The sequence below is a fragment of the Bifidobacterium sp. ESL0790 genome (assembly GCF_029395435.1).
Classification (GTDB): domain Bacteria; phylum Actinomycetota; class Actinomycetes; order Actinomycetales; family Bifidobacteriaceae; genus Bifidobacterium.
Genome location: NZ_CP113915.1, coordinates 1049855 through 1065502, shown reverse-complemented (window position 1 = coordinate 1065502; position 15648 = coordinate 1049855). Strand labels below are relative to the sequence as shown.

The following is a 15648-nucleotide window of genomic DNA, read 5'->3' as shown; positions in this document are numbered from 1 at the left end:
TCCCCACGTTTTCCTTGATTTTGTATTGTACTGAATTCTATTGCGCGAGTAAATGCGCGACGGCGTCGAGGGCGAGCTTGTAGCCGTAGAAACCCATGCCGGTGATGGTGCCGGTGGCGACGGGGCTGATGACGCTGTACTTGCGGAAGGCGTCGCGCGAGGACGGGTTGGAGATGTGGACCTCCATCAGCGGCAAGCCGGCGTCGGTGACCATCTTGGCAGCGTCGGAGAGGCCGTAGCTGTAGTGGGTGAAGGCGGCGGGGTTCATCACCACGGGCGTCTGCTCGTCGACGGCCCGGTGCATCCAGCCAATGACCTCGGCCTCGTCGTCGGACTGGCGCACCTCGACCTCGAGGCCGAGCGCCTTGCCCCATTCGGCGCAGTCGTTGCGCAGGGTCTCAAGGTCCTGGTGGCCGTAGACGTCAGGCTCGCGCACGCCCAGGCGCCCCAGGTTCGGTCCGTTGACGACGATCACTTTGGTCATTTTATTTGTCCTTTTATTGAGTTTGTTGGAATCTTCCCCGCACAAGTCGATAGATGACTTTTTAAGAACCTTGACATTCCGCCAATCCTCAAAACCTATCTACCGACTTGTGCGGCCACGTCAGCCGCGAATCCGAGCGAACGCCTCCTCGAGCGCGTCCATCGGCGGATCCACAAGGTGCATCGGCTTGCCGACGGCGTCCAGGATGATGAAACGCAGCGTATTGCCGCGCGCCTTCTTGTCCTTATGCATCAGCGCCAGCACCTCGTCCCAAGTGCCGCCATCCCACGAGATCGGCAGCCCGAGCGAGGAGAAGATGGAACGGTGCAGGTCGACGGTCTCCAGGTCGATATGGCCGAGGATATGCGAGAGCTCGGCGGCGTAGACGCACCCGACGGCCACGGCGTTTCCGTGGCGCCAGCGGAAATGCTCCAGCTTCTCGATGGCGTGGGCGAGGGTGTGCCCGTAGTTGAGGAACTCGCGCAGACCGGCCTCGCGCAGGTCGCTGGAGACGTGGTAGGCCTTGACCCTCACGGTGCGCTCGATGAGCTCGGCGACCACGTCCTCGAGCGGTGAGCCGAGGAAGTCGTCACCGTTGAAATCGCGCAGCTCTTCGGCGTGCTCCTGCAGGATGTCGAGGATCTTGGTGTCGCGGATGAAGCCGGATTTGGCCACCTCGCCCAGCCCCTCGATGAAGATGTCTTGCGGCAGGGTCTTGAGCGTGCGCAGGTCGGCGAGCACGGCGGCCGGGGTGTAGAACGAGCCGACGAGGTTCTTGCCCTCCTCGGTGTTGATGCCAGTCTTGCCGCCGGTGGAGGCATCGACCATCGCCAGCAGCGAGGTCGGGCAGTTGACGTAGCGGATGCCGCGCATCCAGGTGGCGGCAACGAAGCCGGCCAGATCGGTGGCCGCTCCCCCGCCGAGGCCCACGATGGCGTCGGAGCGGGTGAAGCCCTCCTGGCCGAGCCTGGCCCACACGCCGTTGGCGACTTCGATGGTCTTGCCCTTCTCGGCGTCGGGGATGACGATGTCGTAGACCTCGTAGCCGGCCTGACGCAGCAGGGCGCGCGCCTGGTCGGAATGGCGCTGCACCGGCGTGGTGTGGATGAGCGCGACGCGCAGCACGCCCTCGCCGAGCGCCTCGGGCAGTTGGTTGAGCGCGCCCTCGCCGATGCACACGTCGTAGGGCTCTATGCCGGAGCCGGTGATGTGGATGATGCGTTCGTTGATCATATTGCTCAGCTTTCTCGCCGCGTTGCGGGGCGTGGAACCGTGGGTGTGCACATGCATGTTGGCGATGTCGCGGAAGACGGGGTCGCGCTGCTCGTAGAGGCTCTTCCAGCGTTCGTTCGCGTCGCCGTCGAGCATCGGTCGCCCACCAGCACGGGCCGCGCGCTGCATGGCCTCGCGCTTGTCGGCTTCGAGGTAGACGAGCCTGCCGCCGGATTCGACGTATTCGGCCAGCTTGTGCCGCGTCGATTCGGTCATCGGCGCACCGCCGCCCAGCGCGAGGAGCCCGTCGAAGGAATCCAACAGGTTGGCGATGACGTCGGCCTCGGTCTCACGGAACGCTGGCTCGCCGTATTCCTTGAAATATTCGGGAATCGTCATGCCGATCTCGCGCTCGATGCGGTAATCCGAATCGGCGAAATCGAGACCCAGCATTTTCGCGGCCTCGCGACCGACCCGGGTCTTGCCCGCGCCGGGCATGCCGATGATGACGGCGAACGGACGATGGTCATTCATGCTTCGCGCACCCTGCTTCCCGTGATTCCCAACGAATCGCTTATGACATTTGCTAGCTTAAGTCCAATTTCCTGTGGCCACGCGGATTCAGCGCATATGCTCCGGCCAGGAATCCAGATAGCCTTGGGCGTTGCGACGGACCTCTTCGACACTGTCGCCGCCGAACTTCTCGATGACGAAACGCGCGAGGGTCAGGCGCACCATGGCCTCGACGACCACAGAGGCGGCCGGCACGGCGGTGCTGTCGGAGCGCTGGTTGATGGCCTTGGCGTCGTCACCGGTGGCCACATCGACGGTGCGCAGGGCCTTGGGAATGGAGGGAATCGGCTTCATGGCGGCGCGCACGCGAATCGGCTGGCCGTTGGACATGCCGCCTTCGATGCCGCCCGCACGGTTGGAAAGCCGCACGATATGGCCGTTGTCGTCGGTGGTCATCTCGTCGTGGGCCTGCGAGCCAGGGCGGTCGGCCTCGAGGAACCCGTCACCGATCTCCACGCCCTTGATGGCCTGGATGCTCATCACCGCGCCGGCCAAGGCGCCGTCGAGCCTGCGGTCGGACTCCACATACGTGCCGATGCCAGCGGGCACGCCGTAGGCGATGACCTCGACCACGCCGCCGAGCGTGTCGGCATCGGCCTTGGCCTCGTCGATGCGCGTCATCATCCTCTTCTCGGCGTCCTTGTCGAGCGTACGCACCGGGGAGGCGTCCAGCGCCTCGACATCAGAAGGCGTGGGCACGGGAGCATCGGGGTTGTTGGCCTCGACGCCGCCAAGGGCGACCACATGCGCCACGGTGCGGATGCTGAGCGTCTGCTCAAGGAATTTCGCGGCGACTTCGCCCAAGGCCACGCGCGAGGCGGTCTCGCGGGCGCTGGAACGCTCGAGCACTCCCCTGGCGTCGTCGAAGCCATATTTGCGCATGCCGGTAAGGTCGGCATGGCCCGGGCGCGGGCGGGTGAGCGGCGCGTTGCGGCCGGTGCGGGGCAGCTCGTGGTCGAGCGGCTCGGCGCTCATGACCTCGGTCCACTTGGGCCATTCGGTGTTGGCGATCTCGATGGCGACGGGCGAGCCGAGCGTCTTGCCGAAGCGCACGCCGGTGAGCATCCGCACCTTGTCCTGCTCGAATTTCATGCGCGCGCCACGGCCATAGCCCAAGCGGCGCCGCGCCAAAGCATCCACCACGTCCTGCGAGCGAACCTCAACGCCGGCCGGCAGTCCCTCGATCATGGCCACCAACGCCTCGCCGTGTGATTCCCCGGCGGTCTGCCAACGCAACATATTCGCTCCTTCGTCGTCCACAATATCCGTCCAAAAGATTTCGCACGGAGTCGTCCAAAAATGGGTTTACCGACTATCTTACCGATATGGCCTACATTGACATCGTTCCCGGTCTGGTCTGTGGACTGGCGTTGTGCGTCTCGGACGTGCGGCGCCGCCGCGTGCCCAGAGCGTGGGTATTCGCCGCGCTGGCGGCGCAGTTGGTCTTGCTGGCTGTGGACGCCTTCATCTCGCGCGACCCGTGGCTGGTCTTCGCGCCTGTGCTTTATGGCGTGGCCGCCGGCTTGCTGCAACTGCTGTTAGCCAGACTCGCGCGCGGCTCGCTTGGCATGGGTGACGTGACGTGCACATGGATGGTCGGTCAAAGCATCGGCATGTTCGGATTCGGCGCGTTTGTCCTTTGGTGGCTGGCCATGGGTGTACTTGGTCTCATCTGGATCGGCTTGTGGTCGATATACATCACTTGGCGTGCACACCGGCGACTGTCGACGAAATCGTCGGAATCGCTTAATGACGCGACCAAATACACATCGAAAGCCGCGGCAACAACGTCAAAGTTCACACAAAACAAGGCACCATTCGTACCGGTCATTGTATTGTCCGCGATCATCGCCATTGTCATCACTATGATGACTGCCGCTATTTGACGGCAATCATCAAATAGCGGCAGTCATTCAAGACACTGGCGACAACCTGAAATCCAACGGGGCAAACCGCTCAGTTGGCGTCCTTGTTGTTGTTCTTGTATTCCTGGCGCAGCTGCTCGAAATCGCCCTGGTTGTTGGTGAATTTAGTCTCGCCGGTCTGCAGGTTCGTGGTCACGAAGTAGAGCCAGTCCCCCGGCGTCGGCGACATCGCGGCCTTGATCGCCTCAGTGCCCGGAGAACTGATGGGCGTTGGCGGCAGGCCTTGGTTGACGCGTGTGTTATAAGGATCGGAAGCATCCTGCAGCATCGCCTCGGTCAGGTCGCTGGGCTTCACATCGGCGCCGTAGGCCACGGTGGAATCCATGCCCAGAACCATGCCCTGGTCGAGTCTGTTGAGGATGACGCGCACGACCTTGCCGTAGTACTGCGGCTGGTTGACCTCAGATTCGGCGATGGAAGCTATGTTGAGAATCCGTTCGCGCTCCGCTCCGATCGGGACCTTCAACGCGTCGAGCTTGGCGATGCGTTTGTCGACCATCTGTTTGAGGATGTCCTGCGCCGAGCCCTTGCCCTTGACCTGATAGGAGCCGGGCTCGAACCAGCCTTCGAACTTGCCTCCGGCCTCGGCGGGCAGGATGCCAGCCCCACCGCCGTCGACGATGGCGTCGAACTGGGCCTTGTCGATGCCCGAAAGCTGGGCCGCGGCGGCGATCACGTCGGAGCTGCGCTCACCGGCCTTGACCTCCAGGAATCCTGTGGCCTTGCTCTGGTCGGAGAGGATGGAGACGACCTTGGCCGAGGTCATGTGCTTCTTCAGCGTGAAGGTGCCAGGGTAAAGCGTGCTGTCGTTGGCGGCCACGGTGCTGCTGAACGTCGTCGCGGACTTGACCACGCCAGCCTTGACGAGATCCTTGGCGATGGCCTGCGTGCTCTCACCGGTTTTGATGGTGAACTGCACCTCACCATAACCAGGGCCCTGATAATCCGGCATCTGGGTCTGCGCGTTGTTGGCCGCCCGGATGTGGCGGATGGTGCGCACGCCGAAGAACCCGCAGACTCCCACGACCACCAACGCGATGACGACGATCGCCGCGATGACGGTGCGCTTGTGGTTGCGCTGTTCGCGACGCTGGCGCATTTCACGGCGCGACTGGGGAGGCGTCTCAGGCTCCTCGGGAACCTTCTCGCCTTCGGGGTCGACCCATTCGGCGTTGGTGTCAAACAGCTCGTTGAAGTCCTTTGCCATCACTCTTCTCTCTGTCGTTGATCGCGGTCCAACGCGGATTGCAGGATCAGCACGGCCGACTGCTGGTCGACGACGGGCCGGTGGCTGCGGCTGCCCACCTTGGCCTGGCTCAGCTGGTGGTGCGCGCTGACGGTGGTGAGGCGCTCGTCGACAAGGACCACCTCGGGAATCTGGTCGAGCCCGTATTCCGGGTCGTCGTGGGCGTTGGCGAGCCTCTTCTCCAGATTGGCCGCCCAGCGCCGGGCCTTCTTGGCGCTTTTGCCCGCCTCGCCGCTGAGCAGCAACGGCAGGCCGACCACCACGCGCTCGATGTCGTGGTCGGCGATGAAGTCCACCACGGGGTCGAGCGCCCTGAACGAGTCGCCCATAGCCTCGATATTGCCTTCGGGGTGCGCCAAGGAGAGCTCGGGGTCGCTCATCGCGAGACCGACCCTGGCATCCCCCAAATCAACACCCAGCCATGTCATATGTTTTCAGCCCTGCAACGCTGCCTTGCGCAAAGCGGCAAGGGCCTCGTCGATCTTGGTCGCGTCGCTGCCGCCGCCCTGGGCGAAGTCCGGCTTGCCGCCGCCACCGCCACCGAGCACCTTGGAGGCCACGCGCACCAAATCGCCGGCCTTGACGCCGGCCTTGCGGGCCGCCTCGTTGGTGGCCACGGCGACCATCGGCTTGCCGTCCTCGTTGACGCCGGAGAGCGCCACGACGGCCGACTTGTCGTCACCAAGCTTGGCACGAACGTCCATGGCGGTCTTGCGCAGCGCGTCGAACGAGCCGAAATGACCAATGTTGGAGACCGCGAGGGCCACCGCGTCGTCACTGGCCTGCGCCTCGCTGACCAAGGCGGGAACGGCCGCGGCGAGCTGGGACTCATAGACGGCCGCCAGACGGCGGTCGGCCTCGCGGACCTTCTCCTCGAGCGTGTCGATGCGCTCATCGAGCTCTTCCGGGCGCACCTTGAGCTTGTCAGCCAGACGGGAGACCTCGGCGTGCTGCCTGTGGTTGAACTCGTAGGCCTTCTTGCCCATGAACGCCTCTATGCGGCGCACGCCCGAGCCGATGGACGACTCGGAGGTGATGACGAACTCGCCGATCTTGCCGGTGGCGTTCAGATGGGTGCCGCCGCAGAGCTCGCGGCTCCACGCGTCCTCGCCGATGGTCACCACGCGCACGCGGTCGCCATACTTCTCGCCGAAGAGATGCATGGCGCCGAGCTTCAGGGCGTCGTTGTAGTCCATCTCCTCCATGGTGACGGGCAGGTCGTCGCAGGCGCGCTCGACGACGCGCTCCTCGACCTTGTCCATCTCCTCCTTGGTGGGGGCGGTGGGCCACTGGAAATCGAAGTGCAGGTAGTCGGGGGCCACAAGCGAGCCACGCTGGGTGGCCTGGTCGCCGAGCACCTCGCGCAGCGCCTTGTGCAGCATGTGGGTGGCGGTGTGCGAGCGGCCGAGCGCGTGGCGGCGCTCCACGTCGATGCTGGCGTTGACGTCGTCGCCGACCTTGAGCGTGCCCTCGGTCAGGCGGCAGCTGTGCACCGTGAGGTTCTTGATGGGCTTCTGCACATCGTCGACCTCGAGCACGGCGCCGTCGTCGGAGATGATCTCGCCCTCGTCGGCCAGCTGGCCGCCCTGCTCCGCGTAGAACGGCGTGCGGTCGAGCACGATCTCGATATTGGCCGGCCCCTCGACGGAGGTGACGCTGCCCTTGCCCTCCTGGAAGATGCCCAGCACCTTGGAGCGGCTGGAATAGTCCTTGTATCCGACGAACTCGACGGGCTCGGCGAGCGTCTTCTTGAAGTCGTCGTAGACTCTCACATCGACGTTGTGGCGCTTCTTCAACGCATCGGCGCGGGCGCGCGACTTCTGCTCGGCCATGAGCTCCTCGAAGCCCTCGTCGTCCACCTTGACGCCCTGCTCGCCGGCCATCTCGCGGGTCAGCTCGATCGGGAAGCCGTAGGTGTCGTGCAACGCGAACGCGTCCTTACCGGAGACGACGGCCTTGCCGCCGTTGTCCTTGGAGAACTCCTTGGCCTTCTTCACGGCGGTGTCGAGGATGGTGGTGCCGTTCTCGAGCGTGCGGCGGAAGGCGTCCTCCTCGCCGTAGGCGGCCTCGGAGACGTCGTGGAAGGTCTCGTTCAGCTCCGGGTAGCTGGGCGCCATCGCGTCCTTGGAGACTGGGAAGAGCGTCGGAAGCACGGAATCGTTGACCCCGAGCATGCGCATGGAACGCACAGTGCGGCGCAGCAGGCGGCGCAGCACATAGCCACGGCCGACGTTGCTGGGGCGCACGCCGTCGCTCATGATCATCAGGGCGCTGCGCACATGGTCGGCCACCACGCGGAAGCGCACGTCGTCGCCCTCGTTGTCGCCATACTTGTGGCCGGAAAGCTTCTCGGCGGCCTCGATGACAGGGTAGACCTCGTCGGTCTCGTAGATGTTCTGCTTGCCCTGCATCAGGTAGGCCAGGCGCTCGAGGCCCGCGCCGGTGTCGATGTTCTTGTTCTCAAGCTCGCCGACGATGTGCAGGTCGGTCTTGGACTTGACGTTGTCGACCTCGTAGTTCTCGAAGACGAGGTCCCAGATCTCGATGTAACGGTTCTCGTCGGCGCTGGGGCCGCCTTCCTTGCCGTACTTGGGGCCGCGGTCGACGTAGATCTCGGAGCAGGGGCCGCCGGGGCCGGGGCCGCCAGTGGTCCAGAAGTTGTCCTCCATGCCGAGGATCTCCATGTGCTCAGGGTCGAAACCCTCGTTCTTCCACAGGCTGCGCGCCTCGTCGTCATCGGTGTAGGTGGTGACCCACAGGGTCTCCGGGTCGAAGCCCAGGCCGCCCTGGTCCTGCGGCTTGGTCAAAAGGTCCCACGCGTAGTGGATGGCCTCGGCCTTGAAGTAGTCGCCGAAGGAGAAGTTGCCGAGCATCTGGAAGAAGGTGCCATGGCGGGTGGTCTTGCCGACCTCGTCGATGTCGAGGGTGCGCACGCACTTCTGGTTGGAGGTCACGCGCCTGCTCGGTGGGGTCTGCTCGCCCAGCAGGTAAGGGATGAACGGCACCATGCCCGCGATGGTGAAGAGTGTCGTCGGATTCGGCGAGATCAGCGACGCGGAGGGCAGGACCAGATGACCTTGGCTCTCGAAATACTGTTGGAAACGCTTTGCGATTTCAGAGGTGCGCATTGGTTTGAATTGCTCCTTGGCCTTGGTCGCAGCCCTGTGCTGCGAGTTTCTTCAAAAAGTTTGCTGTCTATTCCGTTATTTATTGTCGCGGTCTGTACGTTCATCGAACGCTCGACACGGTATTGAAACCATTGAATGGATATCAATACACCTTGTCGAACTCAACCGATGGACGACCGACGCTATTTGCCCACGTGGTGGGCGTATTTGCTGTTGAGCTCGGTCTCCCGGCTGCGGCGCGTCTCGTTGAACTCGCCGAGCAGCCCGCGCAAGGTGCGCACGGCCACATGATCCTCGTCGGGCCCGAGCACGAACTGCCTGGCCACATCGGGGGTGTTGGCGCGCACGTAGGCCTCGGCCTTGGAGACGGCCACCACGCCGGCCGCGAAGCCGAGCGACATCCAAAAGATCCTCTTGACCATCGATCACTCCCTGCCCGTCTTCGTTGCGCCAGTCTTGGCCGTGTTCGGCACGCTTGAGGCGGACTTCGTGGCGTTGGCCGCGCCGCCTTTGCCGTTCGCCTTGCGAGCGTTGCCGCCCTGCTTGGCGAGGAAGCTCTGCATGGTGGCCTTGAACGCGTAGGCCGAGGAGGCCAGCTTGATGACGGGCTTGCCGAGGAACGAGCCATAGAGGTCGGCCAGGGCCCCGACGTTCGTCGCCGTGGTGGAGGCCGCCGAGGAGATGCGGTTGACGTCCTCAAGCGACTTGTTGACCTGACGGACGGTCGTCACACCCTCGTCGAGCGCGGGAATCGCATGGTCGCCGGAATCCTTGACGGTCCTGGCCAGCTGGTCGAACAACTTGCCAAGACGGATGAGAGGATAGATGAGGAACCCGGCCAGCACCGCGAACGCGATCGCGGCGATGAGTCCTGCGATGTCTCCGATACTCATGTAAGCCTCTTTCCTTGTGGGCATCTCCGACTTGTATCGACAATACTCGCTCAAGATTAGCCAACGCCCGCGACGCTGGGGCGACTCGCTATTGGTTGTAGGAGACGACGGTGACGGCCTCGCCGATCGGCTTGGTCGTGTCGAAATCGAGGCTGGTCACGCTGCCGTTGGCCGGGCGCTCGGAGAGGTCGTAGCCGGGGCCCGCGAAGCGGTGCATGAGGCTCAGCAAGGTGTTGCCGTGCGAGATCTGCAGCACGTCGTCGCCGTCCTTGAGATCCGGGTTCGAGGCGATCAGCGCGAAACCGGCCTCGACACGACTCCAGTACTCGTCGTCGCTTTCGGCGTCGTGGAAGGGGTCGGCCTCCTTGAGGAAGTCGCGCGTGCCCTTGAGGCCGTATTGCTCGACGATGGCGTTGTAGGTCTTGGCTCCATGCGGGGCGCCCGCGGCCCACCAGGCCATCGCCATGTCCTGGCCCTCGAAATAGCCGTAGAACTGTTCGCGGAAGTGCATGTCGGCGACGAGCTTTGGGCGGCTGTGCCCGGCCTGCTCGTTGATGTCGAGGATGCGCGCGGCGGTCTGCTCGGCGCGGGTGGTGTCGGAGCAGTAGGCGGCCGTGAAATCGAAGCCCTTGAGCTTCTCCCCCGCCTTGTCGGCGTCGGCGAGGCCGGCTTCGGTCAACGGCGAGTTCGACCAGCCCTGCAGGCGGTTGTAACGATTGAAATAGGTCTGCCCATGGCGGACCAAGTGAAGATGAAGGATCATGGCCCCATTATCGCACCAAATCTCACCGACGGCGTATCGGCCGGCGCGGACGCCCCGCTCTGGCATAATGGCGTCAATGAACGGATTTCTGACTCGCTGGCTTGTCCTGACCATCGCCGCGGCGGTGATGGTCCTCCTCCTGCCCGGCATGCAGCCCATCGGCCACCCGCCAATCCTTGGCATCGCCGTCTTCGCGCTGTTCCTGGCGCTGGTCAACGCGTTCGTCAAGCCCATCATGAACTTCGTCACGCAGGTCTTGGCGCTGCCGTGGTCGATCATGTCGCTGGGCGTCGTGGCGGTCATCATGCTGCTGGTCGTCAACTGGCTGTGCATGGAGCTGGCGTCGTGGCTGGCCATCTCGCTGTTCGGCGTGGGCGTGGTGGTCTCTGGCTTCTTCACCGCGGCGCTCGGCACCATCATCATGGCCGTCGTCTCGAGCCTCGTCAACGCCATCATCGGCAAGTAGTCGCATAACTATTCGTCCGACTATGTATAGAACGTATAGGTGAAATTCTTGATGGCGGATAAACGCTGAGCGAGGGGCCAGCCTCACTGCCGAACACCCCTCACATAGCACGGTGCCCCGCGAGCAGAACTCGTGGGGCACCGGCTGTATGTATGTCCTTAACGGAATGGGATTCAGTCTTTAGTGGGCGTAGTACTCGACCACGTACTGAATGTTGACCTCGACCGGAATCTCGGAAGTCTCCGGCTTGCGGGTCAGGGTCGCCTTGAGCGACGGCAGGTTGACGTCCATGTAGCCGGGGACGGCGGGCAGCACATCGCGGTGCACGCCCTCAGCGGCGATCTGGAAGGGAACCATGGTCTGGCTCTTCGGCTTGACCTGGATGGTCTGGCCGGGCTTGACACGGTAGGACGGACGGTCCACCACGTTGCCATCGACCATGATGTGGCGGTGCACCACGAACTGACGAGCCTGGGCGGTCGTGCGGGCGAAGCCGGCACGGAGCACGAGGTTGTCCAGACGGGTCTCGAGATCGGTGAGCATGGCGTCGCCGGTCTGGCCCTTGGTGTGGGTGCCCTTCTCATAAGCTGCGCGAAGCTGCTTCTCGGAGATGCCGTACTGGGCGCGCAGACGCTGCTTCTCGCGCAGACGAACCGCGTAATCGGATTCGGTGCGGCGACGCGTGCGGCCGTGCTCGCCGGGAGCGTACGGGCGCTTCTCGAAGATGCGCTGAGCCTTGGGGGTCAGTGCGATGCCGAGGGCGCGCGAAAGGCGCACCTGACGGCGAGAACGCTGAATGTTGGTCATTCTGTTGTTCCTTTGTATTCTGTCGTTATCTGAACGGAACGCGGAATCATGCGAAACCGCGCTGAGCCGGGCCTCTCCAGTGCTTCTAGGCGCCAAGCGCCAACGACATCCTCTGCTTGCGCTTAAGGTTGCCGCCGACCCACTGATGGGCTAAGACTCCAGATAATGCCCGCCTTATGGCAGACACAAAGTTTTATTTTACTCGCGGGGTACGGACGTAAAATGGCCGCCGCCAATCGAGGCGACGACCATAATGACGATGCCCTATGGGATGGCGGGCCAAGAAGTTCAGTGCGTATAGGAATTATCGATGAAATTCTTGATGCCGCCGAAGATGCCCATGCAAAGCGCGACCACCGAACGGGAGCTCAGAATCAGGGCGACGAACAGGCAGACGAACAGCCACACATCGCCACGGATGGTGATCTCGTTGAAGGTCTTCGTCTTCCTGGCGACGAACCCATGGCTGCTCTTGGGCACATAATTGCCGCAGATCACGAACATGCCGACGGAATCAAGCAGCATGTAGACCAGAAGGCAAACGCAAAGGATGGCGCCGGCGGTCAGCTGGATGATGTCGAGCCAATCGGCGAAAACGCATTGCTGCCTGTTGTTCCATATGATGATGAAATCGTCGATGAATTTCCTGTGCCATTGGCCACCGGTGCCTTGCAGCAGCTTGCTGAAACTGCCCGCGATGCGGGAGGCCTCGATTTGCCCGTCGGTGTACAACGTGATCAGAAGCAGGGCGAAGAACTCCGCGCACCTGGTGAGATACTGGCTTCTTTTCACCGCGAAGGAACCGTTCAACAGCATGAGCGCCAACGACAGCACGTATTGCACGAGTATCGCGACGATCAGCACCGTGGAGACCGTGGAATACGCGAGCGACAGGTACACAAAGAAGAAACCCACGAAGATTCCGCCGAAAACATAGCCGGCCCAACCGCCGGTTCCGCGGGCGTTGGTCGAGGTGAGGCAGTTGTTGATCTCGACTTGGTAATCGCTGTTCATTTGCTCTTGGGTGTTCGCCTGCGGACTGCCGACGAACATCGAACCGCGATTGTCGGCAAAACCACTTCCCTCGGCGGGCGCCCCAAAGCTATCGACCGTATGTTTTTGGCACAGATATACGATCAGCGCGACAACCAGTCCGGCCACGACCTCTAAGACTATCCCCATCATTCCTCGCTATCCCTTATCCAACTCATACCCATTAAAACATATCTCATAAGAGTCTCATCGTGTTGTATATGTTCACAACTTCTCGATCGGGGCGACGCGCAGCATCAGGCGTTTGACGCCGTCGGAGCCGAAATCGACCGTAATGATCGAGTTGCGGCCCTTGTCCTGCGTGTCGACGACGGTGCCCAGGCCGTACTGGTCGTGGGTAATCTTGTCGCCGATGCTGAAGTCGGAGATGTCGAGCCTGTTGTCCTTCTTCAGCGCCGAGGCCGGCACGGAGCGCGATGATTTCGGCGCGGTGTGGCGCGTGGTCACCTTGCCGCCACGGGTGCGGGAGCCGGAGCCATACGACGATGAGCCGTAGCGCGAGCCGTATGAGGAGCCGCCGGACGAATGGGAACCGTAGCCTGATCCATAGCCAGAACGGGATGATGAGGAACCATAATGCGAACCTGATCCATAGCCAGAACCGTAATGGGACGAGGAACCCGAGCCATAGCTGGAATGGCAGGAACCATACGATGAACCGGAACGTGAGCCGTATGAGGAACCATAACCGGAATGACCAGAACGCCCGGAGCCGTGTGAGCCGTATGCCGACGAAGAGCTAGAGCCGCCGAAGGTCGTGCCGCCGGAGAAACCGTCATCATCGTCCCAACCGCCGAACTCGTCGTCGAAATCGCCGCCGCCATTGGTCCACCCGGAACGCATGCGTTCGACGCCGGCCTCGCGTCGCTTCCACTCGATGAGGTTGTCGGGAATCTCGTCGAGGAACTGGCTGGGCATCATGTCGTTGGCCTGGCCCCACTGCGAACGCACGGCCGCGCGGGTGACGTAAAGCCGCTGCTTGGCGCGGGTGATGCCCACATAGGCCAGGCGACGTTCCTCGCTCAGCTCCTGCTCGTCCTCCAACGAGCGGGAGTGCGGGAACGTGCCCTGCTCCATGCCGGTGAGGAAGACGACGGGGTATTCGAGGCCTTTGGCCGTGTGTAGGGTCATCAGCGTGACCTTGCCCGTATCCTCCCCCTCGTCGGGCAGCTGGTCGGAATCGGCGACCAGCGCGGTGGTCTCGAGGAACGCCGCGAGCGAGGCGTCGGGCGTCTTCTGCTCGAATTCGGCGGCGACGGATTGCAGCTGTGAGAGGTTCTCCACGCGCGAGGCGTCCTGCGGGTCGTTGGAACGTTCGAGTTCCTCAAGCAAAGTCGACTTGTTGAGCACCTCGGCCACAATCTCGGAGGGCTTGGAATCGTGCTCGGAGGCGAATTGCGCCAGGCCGTGCATCAGCTCGCGGAACTCGCGCAGCTTCGTGCGTGTACGCGTGGGCAGGTCGGGGATGTCTTCCATATGCTCGACGCCCTCCCAGAACGGGACGCTGTGCATCTCGGCGTACTCGGCGACCATCGATTCGGCGCGCGCGCCCAGGCCACGCTTCGGGGTGTTCATGATTCGGCGCATGTTGACGCTGTCAGCCGGGTTGGTGATGGCCTGCAGGTAGGCGATGGCGTCCTTGACCTCGCGGCGCTCGTAGAATCGCGTGCCACCGACGAGCTGGTAGGGAATGCCCGCATTAATCAGGGCCTCCTCCAGCGCGCGGGACTGGGCGTTGGCGCGGTACATGATGGCGATGTCGGAATAGCGGTAGCCGTTCTCGCTGCGTAGGTTCGCGATCTCGTTGGCGATCCAGCCGCCCTCCTGCTGGGCGTTGTCGGCCGCATAGCCGACGATCGGCTCGCCTTTGCCGAGGGCCGTCCAGAGTTTCTTGGACTTGCGTCCGGAGTTTTTGGCGATGACGGCGTTGGCCGCGTCGAGGATGGTCTGCGTAGAACGGTAGTTCTGCTCGAGCATGATGGTCAGCGCGCCCGGGAAGTCCTTCTCGAAGTCCTGGATGTTGCTGATGTCGGCACCACGGAAGGCGTAGATGGACTGGTCGGAATCGCCAACGACGGTGACCCAAGCGGGCCCTTCACGTCCTGCCGCGCCCGCCACCGCGGAACCCATCGCCGGCCGCTTGTCGTCATCGATGCCGGAGAGCTCGCGGACCAGCATGTATTGTGCATGGTTGGTGTCCTGGTACTCGTCGACGAGGATGTAGCGGAACTTGTGATGGTAGTAGTCCGCGACCTCGGGATGGTCATGCAGGAGCTCGACGGTGCGCACGATGAGGTCGTCGAAATCGACGGCGTTGGCGGCCGCGAGCCGGTATTGGTATTCGGCGTAGACGACGGCGTAGAGCTCCTCCACATTGTCGTAGCGGCCGAGCTGATAGCCGCGCTGCCCCGGCTTGTAGTCGGGCGCGTATTGTTTGAGCAGGCCGGAGGAGGATTGCAGGTTGTTCTTATAGTCCGAGATCTTGGCGAGGATGCTGCGGGGCGTATAGCGCTTCTGGTCGATGTTGAGGCTGGTGCAGATGAGTTTGATGAGCCGCTGGCAGTCGGCGGTGTCGTAGATCGAGAAGCTGGAGCTCAGGCCGATGGCCTTGCCGTCGCGACGCAAAATACGCACGCAGGCGGAGTGGAAGGTCGAAATCCACATGCGTTGCGCAACCGGACCGATCAACGCCTCAAGACGTTCCCTCATCTCGGCGGCGGCCTTGTTGGTGAAGGTGATGGCGAGAATCTGGCTCGGCCACGCGCCGAATTGCGAGAGAATCCATGCCACGCGGCGAGTGAGCACACGGGTCTTGCCGGAACCCGCGCCCGCGCCGATGAGCAACGCCGGACCCCGGTATTGCACCGCCTTCGCCTGCTGCTCGTTCAGGTCGCCAACCAATTCCTCGGCGCTGCGTGCGATGAAATCCGGATCCTGTGCCACACCCATTCCCTTCGTTTTCCCCTGTTTTCGTACGTTCCGCGAGCGCCCGCCAACCGCCGGCCCGCCCGCCGCATAGGTCTCCATTTCTATCACACCAGCTGGTCTTGGTGAAAGACCGAATTCAAGTGTGAAAACACCGCTCAAACAAAATGGAA

Annotated in this window: 14 protein-coding genes; 2 read left to right on the top strand and 12 right to left on the bottom strand. The window is 63.0% G+C overall.

Annotated features, from left to right (window positions below):
- Window positions 1–37: 37 nt before the first annotated feature.
- The 3 genes from OZY47_RS03875 to aroC form a co-directional block, all read right to left on the bottom strand.
- Window positions 38–484 (bottom strand): type II 3-dehydroquinate dehydratase, encoded by a 447-nt coding sequence (locus OZY47_RS03875; protein WP_277178924.1) that lies wholly within the window; start codon window positions 482–484, stop codon window positions 38–40.
- A gap of 120 nt (window positions 485–604) precedes the next feature.
- Window positions 605–2230 (bottom strand): bifunctional shikimate kinase/3-dehydroquinate synthase, encoded by a 1626-nt coding sequence (locus tag OZY47_RS03870; RefSeq protein WP_277178922.1) that lies wholly within the window; start codon window positions 2228–2230, stop codon window positions 605–607.
- Between the two features lie 87 nt (window positions 2231–2317).
- Window positions 2318–3508 (bottom strand): chorismate synthase, encoded by a 1191-nt coding sequence (aroC, locus tag OZY47_RS03865; RefSeq protein ID WP_277178920.1) that lies wholly within the window; start codon window positions 3506–3508, stop codon window positions 2318–2320.
- Window positions 3509–3594: 86 nt separating this feature from the next.
- On the opposite strand from aroC, the gene OZY47_RS03860 reads away from it, so the two are divergent.
- Complete coding sequence (locus OZY47_RS03860; RefSeq protein WP_277178918.1) at window positions 3595–4155, top strand: hypothetical protein; 561 nt, start codon at window positions 3595–3597, stop codon at window positions 4153–4155.
- 70 nt (window positions 4156–4225) lie between these two features.
- Here OZY47_RS03860 and mltG read toward each other — a convergent pair whose 3' ends face one another.
- The 6 genes from mltG to OZY47_RS03830 all read right to left on the bottom strand — a co-directional run bounded on the left by mltG (window position 4226) and on the right by OZY47_RS03830 (window position 10224).
- Window positions 4226–5401, bottom strand: a complete 1176-nt coding sequence (gene mltG, locus OZY47_RS03855) for an endolytic transglycosylase MltG (protein ID WP_277178916.1) — start codon at window positions 5399–5401, stop codon at window positions 4226–4228.
- Window positions 5401–5868 carry a Holliday junction resolvase RuvX gene (ruvX, locus tag OZY47_RS03850; protein ID WP_277178914.1) on the bottom strand — a complete coding sequence of 156 codons (468 nt, stop codon included), beginning with the start codon at window positions 5866–5868 and terminating at the stop codon, window positions 5401–5403. The genes mltG and ruvX overlap by 1 nt, the downstream gene beginning before the upstream one ends.
- A gap of 6 nt (window positions 5869–5874) precedes the next feature.
- Window positions 5875–8568, bottom strand: a complete 2694-nt coding sequence (alaS, locus tag OZY47_RS03845) for an alanine--tRNA ligase (RefSeq protein ID WP_277178912.1) — start codon at window positions 8566–8568, stop codon at window positions 5875–5877.
- A gap of 182 nt (window positions 8569–8750) precedes the next feature.
- Window positions 8751–8990 (bottom strand): hypothetical protein, encoded by a 240-nt coding sequence (locus tag OZY47_RS03840; RefSeq protein ID WP_277178910.1) that lies wholly within the window; start codon window positions 8988–8990, stop codon window positions 8751–8753.
- Between the two features lie 3 nt (window positions 8991–8993).
- Window positions 8994–9461 carry a DUF948 domain-containing protein gene (locus OZY47_RS03835; protein WP_277178908.1) on the bottom strand — a complete coding sequence of 156 codons (468 nt, stop codon included), beginning with the start codon at window positions 9459–9461 and terminating at the stop codon, window positions 8994–8996.
- An 88-nt stretch (window positions 9462–9549) separates the two neighbouring features.
- Window positions 9550–10224, bottom strand: coding sequence for a histidine phosphatase family protein (locus OZY47_RS03830; protein WP_277178906.1), 675 nt, complete (start codon window positions 10222–10224; stop codon window positions 9550–9552).
- A 76-nt stretch (window positions 10225–10300) separates the two neighbouring features.
- Here OZY47_RS03830 and OZY47_RS03825 point away from each other — a divergent pair, with 76 nt between their 5' ends.
- A complete protein-coding gene (locus tag OZY47_RS03825; protein ID WP_277178904.1) occupies window positions 10301–10690 on the top strand; it encodes a phage holin family protein in 390 nt (129 codons plus the stop codon).
- Between the two features lie 180 nt (window positions 10691–10870).
- Here the strand turns inward: OZY47_RS03825 and rpsD are convergent, their stop codons facing one another.
- From rpsD to OZY47_RS03810, 3 genes are all read right to left on the bottom strand, one after another.
- Window positions 10871–11497 (bottom strand): 30S ribosomal protein S4, encoded by a 627-nt coding sequence (gene rpsD / locus OZY47_RS03820; RefSeq protein ID WP_277178902.1) that lies wholly within the window; start codon window positions 11495–11497, stop codon window positions 10871–10873.
- 288 nt (window positions 11498–11785) lie between these two features.
- On the bottom strand, window positions 11786–12550 hold the full coding sequence (locus OZY47_RS03815) for a hypothetical protein (RefSeq protein WP_277178900.1): 765 nt from the start codon (window positions 12548–12550) through the stop codon (window positions 11786–11788).
- Window positions 12551–12754: 204 nt separating this feature from the next.
- Window positions 12755–15493 carry a UvrD-helicase domain-containing protein gene (locus OZY47_RS03810; protein WP_277178898.1) on the bottom strand — a complete coding sequence of 913 codons (2739 nt, stop codon included), beginning with the start codon at window positions 15491–15493 and terminating at the stop codon, window positions 12755–12757.
- Window positions 15494–15648 lie beyond the last annotated feature (155 nt).

Bases quoted from the DNA above. Each gene is read 5' to 3' on its own strand.
- OZY47_RS03875 (WP_277178924.1), bottom strand. From the start codon at position 484: ATGACCAAAGTGATCGTCGTCAACGGACCGAACCTGGGGCGCCTGGGC.
- OZY47_RS03870 (WP_277178922.1), bottom strand. From the start codon at position 2,230: ATGAATGACCATCGTCCGTTCGCCGTCATCATCGGCATGCCCGGCGCG.
- aroC (WP_277178920.1), bottom strand. From the start codon at position 3,508: ATGTTGCGTTGGCAGACCGCCGGGGAATCACACGGCGAGGCGTTGGTG.
- OZY47_RS03860 (WP_277178918.1), top strand. From the start codon at position 3,595: ATGGCCTACATTGACATCGTTCCCGGTCTGGTCTGTGGACTGGCGTTG.
- mltG (WP_277178916.1), bottom strand. From the start codon at position 5,401: ATGGCAAAGGACTTCAACGAGCTGTTTGACACCAACGCCGAATGGGTC.
- ruvX (WP_277178914.1), bottom strand. From the start codon at position 5,868: ATGACATGGCTGGGTGTTGATTTGGGGGATGCCAGGGTCGGTCTCGCG.
- alaS (WP_277178912.1), bottom strand. From the start codon at position 8,568: ATGCGCACCTCTGAAATCGCAAAGCGTTTCCAACAGTATTTCGAGAGC.
- OZY47_RS03840 (WP_277178910.1), bottom strand. From the start codon at position 8,990: ATGGTCAAGAGGATCTTTTGGATGTCGCTCGGCTTCGCGGCCGGCGTG.
- OZY47_RS03835 (WP_277178908.1), bottom strand. From the start codon at position 9,461: ATGAGTATCGGAGACATCGCAGGACTCATCGCCGCGATCGCGTTCGCG.
- OZY47_RS03830 (WP_277178906.1), bottom strand. From the start codon at position 10,224: ATGATCCTTCATCTTCACTTGGTCCGCCATGGGCAGACCTATTTCAAT.
- OZY47_RS03825 (WP_277178904.1), top strand. From the start codon at position 10,301: ATGAACGGATTTCTGACTCGCTGGCTTGTCCTGACCATCGCCGCGGCG.
- rpsD (WP_277178902.1), bottom strand. From the start codon at position 11,497: ATGACCAACATTCAGCGTTCTCGCCGTCAGGTGCGCCTTTCGCGCGCC.
- OZY47_RS03815 (WP_277178900.1), bottom strand. From the start codon at position 12,550: ATGTTCGTCGGCAGTCCGCAGGCGAACACCCAAGAGCAAATGAACAGC.